Annotated in this window: 11 protein-coding genes; 3 read left to right on the forward strand and 8 right to left on the reverse strand. The window is 69.5% G+C overall.

Features of this window, described 5'->3' with window-relative positions; all coding sequences use genetic code 11:
- Positions 1-18: 18 nt before the first annotated feature.
- Positions 19-1,269 (reverse strand): efflux RND transporter periplasmic adaptor subunit, encoded by a 1,251-nt coding sequence (locus J8I34_RS07470; protein ID WP_209773859.1) that lies wholly within the window; start codon positions 1,267-1,269, stop codon positions 19-21.
- Positions 1,270-1,842: 573 nt separating this feature from the next.
- Between J8I34_RS07470 and J8I34_RS07475 the strand changes: the two genes are divergently transcribed.
- Positions 1,843-2,580, forward strand: a complete 738-nt coding sequence (locus J8I34_RS07475; protein WP_029046443.1) for a TetR family transcriptional regulator — start codon at positions 1,843-1,845, stop codon at positions 2,578-2,580.
- Positions 2,581-2,601: 21 nt separating this feature from the next.
- On the opposite strand, the gene J8I34_RS07480 is transcribed toward J8I34_RS07475, so the two are convergent.
- Positions 2,602-3,663, reverse strand: coding sequence for an ABC transporter substrate-binding protein (locus J8I34_RS07480; protein WP_209773955.1), 1,062 nt, complete (start codon positions 3,661-3,663; stop codon positions 2,602-2,604).
- A 321-nt stretch (positions 3,664-3,984) separates the two neighbouring features.
- On the opposite strand from J8I34_RS07480, the gene J8I34_RS07485 reads away from it, so the two are divergent.
- The gene (locus J8I34_RS07485; RefSeq protein ID WP_209773857.1) at positions 3,985-4,659 is read left to right on the forward strand and encodes a response regulator; all 675 of its coding nucleotides are present in this window, start codon (positions 3,985-3,987) and stop codon (positions 4,657-4,659) included.
- A gap of 1 nt (position 4,660) precedes the next feature.
- Positions 4,661-6,151 carry a sensor histidine kinase gene (locus tag J8I34_RS07490; protein WP_245175828.1) on the forward strand — a complete coding sequence of 497 codons (1,491 nt, stop codon included), beginning with the start codon at positions 4,661-4,663 and terminating at the stop codon, positions 6,149-6,151.
- 80 nt (positions 6,152-6,231) lie between these two features.
- On the opposite strand, the gene J8I34_RS07495 is transcribed toward J8I34_RS07490, so the two are convergent.
- The 6 genes from J8I34_RS07495 to J8I34_RS07520 all read right to left on the reverse strand — a co-directional run bounded on the left by J8I34_RS07495 (position 6,232) and on the right by J8I34_RS07520 (position 12,388).
- On the reverse strand, positions 6,232-7,716 hold the full coding sequence (locus tag J8I34_RS07495) for a dihydrolipoyl dehydrogenase family protein (RefSeq protein WP_209773853.1): 1,485 nt from the start codon (positions 7,714-7,716) through the stop codon (positions 6,232-6,234).
- A 66-nt stretch (positions 7,717-7,782) separates the two neighbouring features.
- Positions 7,783-8,703 (reverse strand): patatin-like phospholipase family protein, encoded by a 921-nt coding sequence (locus tag J8I34_RS07500; RefSeq protein WP_035877223.1) that lies wholly within the window; start codon positions 8,701-8,703, stop codon positions 7,783-7,785.
- The gene (locus J8I34_RS07505) at positions 8,703-9,125 is read right to left on the reverse strand and encodes a PaaI family thioesterase (protein ID WP_051320415.1); all 423 of its coding nucleotides are present in this window, start codon (positions 9,123-9,125) and stop codon (positions 8,703-8,705) included. Before J8I34_RS07505 ends, J8I34_RS07500 begins: the two co-directional genes overlap by 1 nt.
- A 63-nt stretch (positions 9,126-9,188) precedes the next feature.
- Positions 9,189-10,247: an AbrB family transcriptional regulator gene (locus J8I34_RS07510; RefSeq protein ID WP_029046450.1), complete on the reverse strand. Its 1,059-nt coding sequence runs from the start codon at positions 10,245-10,247 to the stop codon at positions 9,189-9,191.
- A gap of 124 nt (positions 10,248-10,371) precedes the next feature.
- Positions 10,372-11,886 (reverse strand): tripartite tricarboxylate transporter permease, encoded by a 1,515-nt coding sequence (locus J8I34_RS07515; protein WP_029046451.1) that lies wholly within the window; start codon positions 11,884-11,886, stop codon positions 10,372-10,374.
- 28 nt (positions 11,887-11,914) lie between these two features.
- Positions 11,915-12,388, reverse strand: coding sequence for a tripartite tricarboxylate transporter TctB family protein (locus J8I34_RS07520; RefSeq protein WP_029046452.1), 474 nt, complete (start codon positions 12,386-12,388; stop codon positions 11,915-11,917).
- Positions 12,389-12,424: the final 36 nt, after the last annotated feature.

Consider the following 12,424-nt stretch of genomic DNA (forward strand, 5'->3'; position numbering starts at 1 on the left):
GCCGCGGCGCGGCGGTGTTCAGCCCTGCTTGCCCTCGGCCTTCACTTCCTGCCTGGCCTCGGCCTTGGGGGCCGAGGCGGGGGCAGCGGAGGCCGAAGCCGGCGTGGCGGCCGGTGCCGAGGCATCCGCCTGCACGAACGGCACCGGCCTGGCCGGCGCGCCGACCTTGACCTTCTGCAGGCCCTCGACGATCACCTTTTCGCCGCCCTTCAGGCCTTCGGTCACGATCCAGCGGTCGCCGACGGCCTGCGGTGCCTTGACTTGCACCGATGCGACCTTGCCGTCGTTGCCCACCACCAGCACGGTGGCGCCCTGCGCGCCGCGGATCAGCGCCCGCTGCGGCACGGTCAGCGCATTCTCATCCACGCCCTGCTCGATCTTCACGCGCACGAAGGTGCCCGACAGCAGCTCGCGCTTCGGGTTGGGGAACTGCGCACGCAGCGTGATCGCGCCGGTGGTCGGGTCGACCGTCATGTCCGAGAACAGCAGCTTGCCGGTGTGCTCGTACTCGCGGCCGTCTTCCACGTACAGGTGCACGTTGGCGCCGCCGTTGACGCCCTTGACGGCGCCCGACTCGATGGCGCGGCGCAGGCGCGTGACTTCCGAAGCCGGCTGGGTGAAGGTGACCCACATCGGGTCGATCTGCTCCACCAGCGCCAGCTTGGTCGCCTCGCCCTTGCCCACCAGCGCGCCCTCGGTCACCAGCGCGCGGCCGGCGCGGCCGCTGATCGGCGCGGTCACAGTGGTATAGCCCAGGTTGATCTGGGCGGTGCGCACGGCGGCCTTGGCCGATGCCACGTCGGCATTGGCCTGGCCGGCGGCGGCCACGGCGTCGTCGTATTCCTGCTTGCTGACCGCGTTGACGGCCACCAGCGGCTTGTAGCGCTCGGACTTCAGGCGCGCCGACACGGCGTTGGCCTCGGCGCGCTGCAGCGCGGCCTGGGCCGACGACAGCTCGGCCTGGTAGGGCGCCGGGTCGATGCGGAACATCACCTGGCCGGCCTTCACTTCGCCGCCCTCGGTGTAGTTGCGCGACAGCACGATGCCTTCGACGCGGGCGCGCACTTCGGCCGTGCGCACGCCTTCCAGGCGGCCCGGCAGTTCATTGACGACGGCGACCGGCGACGGCGTCACGGTGACCACGCCGACTTCCGGCGGCGGCGGGGCGCCGCCCTCGGCCTTCTTGTCGCCGCAGGCAGTGAGCGCCAGCGCCGACAGCGCAGCGGCTGCAAAGGTGGCAACGCAACTGATACGTTGGGACTTCCTCATCGATAACCCCATGATGGCAATTTGAGATCTGCCGCATCGCCCCGACCTGCCATCCCAGGAAAGCAGAAACGACGCAGCCCGCCGCAATATTTGCTGCGGATAAAAGCGTGATGCTAGCCACAACTCACGTCGACGCGGTGACGAATGCGACGAACGGTGGCTTTTATATGACGACTGGATTGTTGCCGGCTGGCCTGCGCAAGGAGTCGCCCAAGGTGCTGGCTATGTCACAAGGGGCGGCTGGCCGAAAGCCGGGCGAGCGCGTATTATATATACATTCAAGCATGTATGTTAAGTCGATTCATCAGCAGGGGCTTTCGGACGCACATCGCGTCGGGCGGATCTGGTGAGAACCATCGGATCCCATCGAAAAGCCGGCAAACCTGATCCGGATCTCCGGCGCAAACCGCCGACTCGGGTTAGGATGCGCGCCGTCCTGTCGGACCCAGGGCTTGCGACAACATCGCCATGTGACGACAACGACCCGCCGCGCACCTTGCGCTGCACCGGGGGAGATTCAACACGCCGGACCGTGGCCACCGTGGCCATGCGCCGCCGGCATATGAGACAAAAATGGTCAGACGCACCAAGGAAGAGGCGCTAGAAACGCGCCACCGGATTCTCGACGCGGCGGAAACCGTGTTCCACGCCCGCGGCGTGGCGCGGCCATCGCTGGCCGACATCGCCCAGGCGGCGGGGGTCACCCGCGGCGCGATCTACTGGCACTTCAAGAACAAGAGCGATGTGTTCGCCGCCATGTGCGACCGCGTGCATCTGCCGGTGGAAGCGCTGTGCGATCCGGAACGGATCGCGCGCCAGGAAGACCCGCTTGGCGGCGTGCGCGACATCTGCGCCTACGTCATGCGACAGACCGTGGTGAACCCGCGCCTGCGCCGCGTCTTCGAGATCATCTTCCACAAGTGCGAGATGGTGCAGGACAACGGCGCCATCTTCGAGCGCCAGCGCCAGTCGCACAAGGAAGGCCTGGTCAAGATCCGCGAGCACCTGCGCCTGGCGCGCGAGCGCGGCCAGCTGCCTGACGACCTGGACCTGGATCTCGCCGTCAACGCCTTCCACGCCTGCATCGGCGGCGTGCTGGCGCACTGGCTGTTCTCGCCCGAGGACTTCGACCTCGACGCCAATGCCGAGCGCATGGCGGACGCCTTCATCGACACCCTGAAATTGTCTCCCGCGCTGCGGCTCGGCTACGTGCCGCGCCCGATGGCGCAGCTCGACGACGAACTGTCGACGCTGTGCGAGCAGGCCTGCATGAAGGCCGAGGGCCTGGACACCAGCGACCTGGTGCCCTGATCTCCCCGATGCGCGGCCGGGCTAGCCGCGTACCGCTTCGTGCCAGCGCGCCAGGAAGGCGCGCTTGCGCAGGGTGTCCTGCGCGGCCAGCAGGCCCGGTCCCACGCTGATCGGCTTGAGCGCGTAGCCCAGGCGCTCCGAAAGCGCCGCGGCGGTATGCACGCTGTCGGTATCGGTGCGGACGGTATAGAGCTGCGTGGTCGACTTGGCCAGCAGCGCCTGCCCCTCGCGCGACAGCAGGAAATCCAGCCACAACCGCGCGGCATTGGGCCGCGGCGCCCGCCGCGCGATAAAGGCCACCCGCGACATCACCAGCGTGTAGTCGCGCGGCGCGATCACGTCGATCGCCGCGCCGCGCTCCATCAGCGACAGCGCATAGGAACCCAGCAGGTTGTACCCCATTACCAGCTCGCCGCTGGCGATGCGCTCGACCATCTCGGCGGTCGACGACGACAACTGCACCCCGGCGCGCCCCAGCGCCTGCGCCAGGTACCAGAACTCGCTGCCCATGCGCGCGTCCTGTTGCGCCAGCAGGTAGCCCACGCCGGAGCGCTCCACGTCATACGTCACCACCTTGCCGCGCCAGCGCGGCGCGTTCTCCTGCAGCAGCCGCGCCAGCCCGGTGCGGCTGCGCGGCGCGCGCATGCCGGCGAAGTGGTGGCGGTTGTAGACAATCACCGCGGGCTCGAAGGTGGTGCCCCAGGCCTCATCGCGCCACACCGCCCAGCCGGGCAGGCCGGCGCGCTCGGGCGAGGCGTAGCGCTGGGCGTTGCCGTCGTTGACCAGCTTGATCTGCAGGTCCATGGCGGTGCTCCACAGCACGTCGGCATAGCGCGCGCCCGGCGCCGGGCGGCCGCCGCCGAGCGCGGCGGTCTCCGCCAGGAAGCGCCGGTTCAGGTCGACGGTGTTCAGGTCCTCGTAGCGCACCCGGATGCCGGGATAGCGCGCCTCGAACGCCGTGATCAGCGGCTGCGCCACTTCCAGGTCGGTCGAGGCGTAGACCACCACCTCGCCTTCGCGCAGCGCGCGGGCGATGGTGGCGTCATACCCGGAGGGGTAGCCGGGCGGCGGCGCCGGCAGCATGGACTGGGCCCGCAGCGGCAACGACAGCGAAGTCCCGGCCAGCAGCGAGGCGCCGACCAGCCGGCGGCGCTGCGGCGATGCGGGGGCAACTTCGGCACGGGAAGACTCGACGGCGGGCGGCAGCGGCAAGAGCAGCACAGGGAGGCGTGTAAGGCAGGTCGGACGACGGGGATACCGTGCCGTCATTCCCGCGCATACCCAAAGGGCACGTGGGCGGGAACGACGGCATGTCGGAACGGCGGGGTTATTATAGGCGCCCACGGATCGTGGCGATGACGCCCCGGCCGCACCACAATGAACCGGCAGAGGAGGAAAACCGGCATGCGCATCCTGCTGGTGGAGGATGAAGTCGAACTGGCACGCTGGGTCGCCCGCGCGCTGGAGCAGGGCGGTTTCGTGATCGAGCACGTCGCCGACGGCCTGCAGGCCGAGACACGGCTGCAGGCCGAGGAATACGACGCGGTGGTGCTCGACCTGCGCCTGCCCGGCAAGGACGGGCTGGCGGTGCTCAAATCGATGCGCGGGCGCGACGACCGCACCCCGGTGCTGATCCTGACCGCGCAGGACACGCTGGACGAACGCGTGCGCGGCCTCAACCTCGGCGCCGACGACTATTTGGCCAAGCCCTTTGCCATCGCCGAGCTGGAAGCGCGCCTGCTGGCGCTGATCCGGCGCAGCCGCGGCCGCGCGCACCCGCGCCTGCAGTGCGGCACGCTGGTGTTCGACGGCGAGACCCGCAGCTTTACGCTCGATGGCCAGCCGCTGGCGCTGACGCCGCGCGAATCGACGCTGCTGGGCGCGCTGCTGGCGCGCAGCGGCCAGCCGCTGACCAAGGCGCAGCTGCTCGACAAGGTGTTCTCGCTCGACGCCGATGTCTCCCCGGATGCGATCGAAGTGCTGGTCTACCGGCTGCGCAAGAAGCTGGCCGGGCACGGTGTCACCATCGTCACGCTGCGCGGCTTCGGCTACCTGCTGGAGCCCGAGGCCGGGCGCTGACATGCGCTGGAAGGCGGCGACCATGGGCCTTGGGCCACGCCATCCCGTGCTGCTGTGGCGGCGCGGCAGCCTGCGCCGCCAGCTGCTGTTGCTGCTGGTGCCGGCGCTGGCGGCGATGATGGCGATCGACACCTGGCTCACCTACGGCACGCTGCGAGACGCCGCCAACCGGGCCTACGACCGCTCGCTGTACGGCTCGATCCGCACCATCGACAACGCCATCGGCATGGCCGGCGAGAGCATCCAGCTCACGCTGCCCGACGCCGCCATGGAAATGTTCGAGAGCGCCGCGCAGACCCATGTGTACTACCGCGTGTCGCTGGAACGCGCCGGCAAGGTGGAAACCATTACCGGCTATGACGACCTGCCGCTGCCCGCCGGCAACCTCGTCAATAACACGCCGCGTTTCTACGATACCGAGTACCTGGGCGAGGCGGTGCGCATCGGCGTCATGGCGCGCCCCGTGTACCGGCCCGATGCGCGCATGCGGGTGATCATCCAGGTCGCCGAGACCGCCGAGCCGCGCAGCGCGCTGATCGCCACGGTATGGCGCAGCGCGCTGGCGCGCGACCTGCTGCTGATCCTGCTGAGCGCGGCGATCCTGGTGGGCGGAGTCACTTACGTGCTGCGCCCGCTCAAGCGCGTGCGCGACGACGTCGAGGCGCGCTCGCCCGATGATCTCGCGCCGCTGGCCTTCGAGCGCGTGCCGTCCGAGGTGCGGCCGCTGGTCGACGCGGTCAACCTGCACGTGTCGCGCTCGGCGGCGATGGCGCAGTCGCAGGCCCAATTCATCGCCGATGCCGCGCACCAGCTGCGCACGCCGCTGGCCATCCTGAAGACGCAGGCCGAATACGCCCAGCGCCAGCTGCGCGATCCCGATCCGGAAGCCGCGCGCCGCGCCGCGGGCGAGGCCGTGGGCGGCATCGTCACGCAGCTGGAGCAGGCCGCGCGCCTGACCAACCAGCTGCTGGCGCTGGCGCGGGTACGCCAGCACCATGGCGAGAACGCACAACCGGGCGAGGCCAGCGACGCCATCGACATCATCGACGCCGTCGCCGTGGCCGAGCAGGTGGCGCTCGACTACCTGCCACTGGCGCGCGGCAAGCAGCAGGACTTCGGCTGGGAGCCGGTGCCGGGGCTGAAGCTGCCGGTGCGCGCCGATCCCGCGCTGCTGCGCGAGGCGCTGGCCAACCTCGTGCACAACGCGATCCAGTACTCGCCGCGCGGCAGCCGGATCACCTTGTCCGCAAGCCGCGATGACGAAACGGCCTGCCTGATCGTGGAAGACGACGGGCCGGGCATCCCGGCCGAAGAGCGCGACAAGGTCTTTGCGCGCTTCTATCGCCGCGTGGGCAATGCCGAGCCCGGCTCGGGGCTAGGGCTGGCCATCTCGCGCGAGATGGCGGCGCGCTTCGGCGGCACGGTGGAGCTGGGCGAAGGGCTGCAGGGCACCGGCGTGCGGGCGGTGCTGAAGCTGCCTGTCGGCGAATAATTCAGCCAGGAACGCATCGCGACCGGCTGTGGCCTCCCTCTCCCGCAAGCGGGAGAGGGGAGCAAACCGGCGGCAATCCGCTAACTGAACAGCTCCTCCGCCACCGTCGGATGCAGCTGTACCGTGGTCTGCAGATGCGACTCGCGCACGCCCAGGCGCAGCGCCACCGCCAGCGCCTGCACGATCTCCGGCGCGGCGTTGTCCATCAGGTGCACACCCAGCACGCGCCCGCTGCGCGCGTTCAGCACCAGCTTGAACACGCTCTGGTACGCCGTGCCGCCGAAGCGGTTCTCCAGCGAGACAAAGCGCTTGACCACGGTGCGGATGCGCTCGGGCTTGCCGGCATCGGCAATCGCCTGCGCCTCGGTCATGCCGACCGCGCCGATGGCCGGTTCGCTGAACACCGCGGTGGGCACGAAATCGAAGTCGGCACGCTCGCCGCGCCGGCCATACAGGCGGTCCGCGAGCCAGCGGCCCTGCGCGGTCGCCACCGGCGTCAGGTGCAAGCCGTCGGTGGCATCGCCGATCGCATAGATCTTGCGCACGCTGCTGCGGTACTGCCTGTCGACATGGATGCCGCCCTTGTCGCCAAACGCCACGCCGAGTTCTTCCAGCCCCAGCCCCTGCACATTGGAAATGCGCCCGATCGCCGCCAGCGCGGCCTGCGCGCGCACGGCCTCGGTCTGGCCGGGGCGGTCGGTGGCGCGGTAGCAGACTTCCACCGCGCCATTGGCCTGGCTGAGCAGGTGGACTTCGGCATTCAAATGCAGGCGTACGCCGCGCGCCGTCAGCGCCTCGGCCAGCGCCGCGCCGATCTCATGGTCGAAATGCCGCAGCAGGCGGTCGCCGGCGACGATCAGGTCGACCTTGACGCCATAGCGCGACAGGATCGATGCCTGCTCCACGCCGATATAGCCGCCGCCGATCACCGCGACCGAGGCGGGCACGGTCTGCCAGGTAAAGACATCGTCGGAGCTGGCCGCCAGCTCGCCGCCGGGCACATCCAGCGTGCGCGGGCGCGCGCCGGTGGCGATCAGGATGCGGCGCGCGTGGATGGTTTCGTCGCCGACGCGGACTTCATCGGGCGCGGTGACGCGCGCGTCGCCACGCAGGATCTCCACGCCGGATTCATGCAAGCGCTGGGTGTAGCCGGCGTTCAGCCGCGCCACCTCGGCGTTGACGCGCACGATCGCGTCGCGCCAGTCCTCATGCCCGCCGGTGTGCGACAGGCAGCCGGAAAGAATCGCCGCCCACGAGGCGCCATACGACAGCATCTTCTTGGGTACGCAGCCGCGGTTGACGCAGGTGCCGCCAATGGCATCGCGCTCGACCAGGATCACGCGGGCGCCGTGCGCCGCCGCGCGCCGCGCGCACGCCACGCCGCCGGAGCCGCCGCCGATCACGACCAGGTCGGCTTCGCGCGCCTTGCCGTTGCGGCGCTTGCCTGCGCCCTGGCCGCGGGCGCGCGGGACGCGCTCCACGGGCGGCGCCGCGCTGACCTGGCGGGCACGCCGCGGTTCGTTGGTCCCCAGCGTTGCGGTGGGGGTTGTCTTGCGCTCGGTCATCCATGCCTCCTGTCGCGGCCCGCGGGCCGCATCGACAATCGATCGGGCCGGTGCCACAACACGAAGCTAGGCGGCCGGCCGCAGTTCGGTATTCAGGATCGACGGCCACTCGCGCAGGAAGGTTTCCCCGTCGCGGCGGCCGAGTTCGTAGGCGTGCGTCATGGCATCGGGCCGGGTGTAGTCCCAGCTCGAGATCGGCACGCGCTCCGAGGGCTGCAGGTACAGGCGGCGCTGGCCGCCTTGCTCGAACACGTGTTCCTGCACAAAGCGGCGCGGGCGCGGATAGAGCCGCGTGACCAGCACCAGCACATTGCCCGGCGCGGTGTCGAGCGCATCGACCGGGACGTTATCCACAAGGCCGCCGTCGAGCACCGGCCGGCCGTCGCGGCGCAGCACCGGCGTGAACGGCGGTGTCGACGCGGACTGCAGCAGCAGGTCGGCCAGCTGCTCTGGCGAGGCGCAGTCCTGCGCGCGCACGAACTCGGGCCGGAAGCCCAGCTTGCGCCCCAGCCGCGGGTGCAGCGTCTTGAGCACATGCTTGTCGATGTTGTAGGCCAGCAGTCCCGCGGCCACCGCCAGGCGCGGGCCGCTCCAGCGCGGGATATGCGCCACGCCGATGCGGATCTCGGGCGCCTGCTGCAGGTGCGCCAGGCGGCCGTCGGCAAAGATCGTCAGCAGGGCGGTGCGGTAGATGCCGTAGTGGGGGAACACGCGCTCGTTGCGCAGCAGGTTGCCCCAGTAGGCATTGCGGCGGTTGCGGGACAGCACCTCGCGGTAGTAGTCCATGGTCTGGTGCGAGTCGTGCGCATAGACCATGCATGCGGTGGCCGCGCCGGCGGAAATGGCCGCGATCACGCGCGGCCGCAGCTGCAGTTCGGGCGCGACCGTGTCCCACCAGCCCGCCTGCCACCAGCAGCGGTTGCCGCCGCCGGCAAAGACGACCTGGTCGAAGGGACTGGCGGGATTGGCGCCGGCGCTGGCCAACATCAGAGCAGCGCGTAGGTGGTGGTGGCCTGCACCGCCAGCTTGCCGTCGGTACCGGTCAGCTCGATCTCGCCGAACACCACGGTCTTGCCCAGGCGCAGCACGTTGGCGCGCACCAGCACGTCGCCGTCGATCACGGGACGCATGAAGTTGGTGGTGAGCGAGACCGTGGTCATCGGGCGGAAGCCGCCGAGCGCACTTGCGACGGCGACGATCATGGCGGTGTCGGCCGCCGACATCAGCACCTGCCCGCAGACCACGCCACCCGCGTGGCGAAATGATTCGTTGAAAGGCAGGCGCAGCGTTACGCCGTTTGCATCGACGGCTTCGGCACGCAGGCCCAGCTGGCGCACCCACGGCGCCAGCACGCGCTCCAGCGTGGCGTCGATGTCGGCAAGCGCAAGTTGCGGTGAGGCTTCAGACATGGCGGTCCTCGTTCTTGTATCCATGTTCCATGGCCGCGCCCGTGGCCGGCCCGTGGCGGACCGCTACGCTGTCTCCCCCGGCGCGACGCGATGCTTCAGGCAATGATACAGGGGGCCGGTGGCAAGCACCACGAAGGCCATCCGGATCACATGGAAGGCCGTCACCAGCGGCACGCCCAGCTCCAGCACCTTGGCGGTGATGCACATCTCGGCAATGCCGCCGGGCGTGGTGGCCAGGATCATGGTGGCCGGGTGCGCGCCTGACAACGCCGCCAGCGCCCAGCCGAACAGCGCCGACACCACCAGCGCCAGCACGGTGTACAGGGCCACGCCCGACAGGAAGCGCGGCGCGGTGTGCAGGAACTCGCGCGAGAAGCGCACGCCCAGCGACACGCCGATCAGCAGCTGGCCGGCGCGGCTCATCCAGGTCGGGATCGCCGACAGCTCGATGCCCGATGCCGTCAGCACGGCGGCCGCCAGCAGCGTGCCGATCACGAACGGATTGGGCATGTTCAGGCGCCTGACCAGCAGCGCCACGCTTAGCGTGATCGCCACCAGCGCCAGCAGGCCCGCCGCGCTGACCACGCGCGGGCCGGGGATATACGTGTCGAGCCCATGGATGCCGCCGTACTGGAAGATCGCCGGCACCGTCACCACCACCATCAGCACCCGCAGCGAATGCGCCGCCGCAACCTGGTCGATGCGCGCGCCATTGCGCTCGGCGAGGTTGGCCATCTCGGAAGCGCCGCCGATGGCGGTGGAAAAATAGGCGGTCTTGAACGCGACGCCCGTGGTCCCGCGCAGCATCAGCGCGCCGCCCGCGCCCATCGCCAGCGCGAACAGCGAGCCGGCGACGATGTACGGCAGGAACTCCACCAGCCGCGCCACCACGTCCGGCGTGAAATACAGCCCGAGCGATGCGCCGATCACCCACTGCCCGGCATTGCGCGCCTGCGACGGCGCGCGCAGGTCGGCGCCCCACATGCGCGCCGAGGCGACGGCCAGCAGCGGGCCGATCATCCACGGCAGCGGGGTATGCAGGACGGTGCAGAGCAGGGCGGCGGCCAGCCCGAGTGCCAGCGTGGGCACCGCGGACAGCCAGCGGTTGGCGGCAAGACGCATCGGACAGCGGCCTGGCGCGGGGGGCACCGGCGCTTGTTGTTGGTTGTTTTAAGGGGATGGAAATGCAAAGGGCCCGCACGCCATGGCGCCGGGCCCCGGAGAGACTACCGCATGCTAACGTGTATCACGCCGCGTTGTCAGCCTGCGCGTGCGCCGAGCCGCGCGCCGCGTGCCAGCGCAACAGGCGCGGGATCACCACCACCGCCACGGTCATCGCCAGGATGGTGGCCGAGATCGGCTGCTTGATGAACAGGCTCCAGTCGCCCTGACCGATCGACAGCGCATTGCGCAGCTGCTTCTCGGCCATCGGCCCCAGGATCATGCCGACGATCACCGGCGCGGTCGGGAAGTCGAAGCGGCGCATCACCATGCCGAGCAGGCCGACCACGAACAGCAGCAGCAGGTCGAACCACGACTGGCGGATGCCGTACGCGCCCAGGCCGGCGAAGATCAGGATGCCGCCATACAGCAGCGGCGTGGGCACGCGCAGCATGCGCACCCACAGGCCGATCGCCGGCAGGTTCAGCACCAGCAGCATCACGTTGCCGATATACAGCGACGCCAGCAGGCCCCACACCAGGTCGCCCGAGGTCTGGAACAGCATCGGGCCCGGTTGCAGGTTGTAGTTCTGGAACGCGGCCAGCAGGATCGCGGTGGTGTTCGAGGTGGGGATGCCCAGCGTCAGCAGCGGGGCCAGCGTCGCGGTCACCGCCGAGTTGTTGGCCGCTTCCGGGCCGGCCACGCCTTCGATCGCGCCGACCTTGCCGAATTCTTCCTTGTGGTCCGACAGCTTCTTCTCGGTCGCGTACGACAGGAAGGTCGGGATCTCTGCGCCGCCCGCGGGAATCAGGCCGAACGGGAAGCCGATGAACGTGCCGCGGATCCACGCCGGCAGCGAACGCTTCCAGTCCGACTTGTTCATGTGGACCGAGCTGAGCTTGTTGAAGGTGCCGTCCGGCTGCGGGAAGAATGCATTGAACAGCGCTTCGCCCACGGCGAAGAGGCCAACGGCCACCACCACGATGTCGATGCCGTCATACAGCTCCTGCACGTTCATCGAGTAGCGCGTCTGGCCCGACAGCGAATCCATGCCGATCAGGCCGATGCCCAGGCCCAGGAACAGCGCCGTCATGCCGCGCAGCAACGACGATCCCAGCACCGCGGAGACCGTGGTGAAGGCCAGCAGCATGATCATGAAGTACTCGCCGGGACCGAACTGCAGCGCCACGTCGGCCGCCACTGGCGCGAACAGCGACAGCATCACCGTAGCGATGGTGCCGGCCACGAACGAGCCGATTGCCGCGGTCGCCAGCGCCGGGCCGGCGCGGCCGCTTTTTGCCATCAGGTTGCCTTCCATGGCCGTGACCATGGTGGAAGACTCGCCCGGCGTGTTCATCAGGATCGACGTGGTCGAGCCGCCGTACATCGCGCCGTAGTAGATGCCGGCGAACATGATCAGCGCGGCGGTGGGTTCGACCTTGGCGGTCAGCGGCAGCAGCATGGCCACCGTCAGCGCGGGGCCGATGCCCGGCAGCACGCCGATGGCGGTGCCGAGGAAGCACCCTACCAGCGCCCACATCAGGTTGATCGGCGTGATCGCGACGGCAAAGCCGTGCATCAGCATGTTCAGGGTTTCCATTCGAAGACTCCTTGCTGGACGGGCGGGCTCAGAAGCCGGCGATGGGGAGCAGCGGCAGGTTGATGCCGAGCAAGAATTCAAACAGCGCCCACATCGGCACCGTGATGCACAGGCCCACGATCAGGTCGCGCACGATGCGGCGGCTGCCGTAGCCGCGCGCCACGCACACCATCAGCAGCGTGGAAGAAAACACGAAGCCGAGCGTGCCGATCAGCGCCATGTTCAGCACCAGGCCGGCGGCCACCCACAGGAAGCCGCCGAAGTTGTGCGGTGCGCTGGGCAGCTCGGCATCTTCCTCCGGCATGTTGCGGAAGCCGCCGCGCACGCCCTGCCACGTCAGCAGCGCGCCGCACACGGCCAGCCCGACGGCCACCAGGGTGGGCACGAAGCGCGGCGACAGGCCGGCATAGCCTTCCTCGCCGGTGATGCCGGCCAGGCCGAGAAAGAAGAACAGCGAAAGCGCCAGGACGGCAACGCCGATGGCAACGTGCGAGGGTTTCATGGAGACTCCTTGGCCTTTGTCGCCAGCAAAGGGGGC

The sequence above is a fragment of the Cupriavidus phytohabitans genome (genome assembly GCF_017815025.1).
In the GTDB taxonomy this organism is placed as follows: Bacteria; Pseudomonadota; Gammaproteobacteria; order Burkholderiales; family Burkholderiaceae; genus Cupriavidus.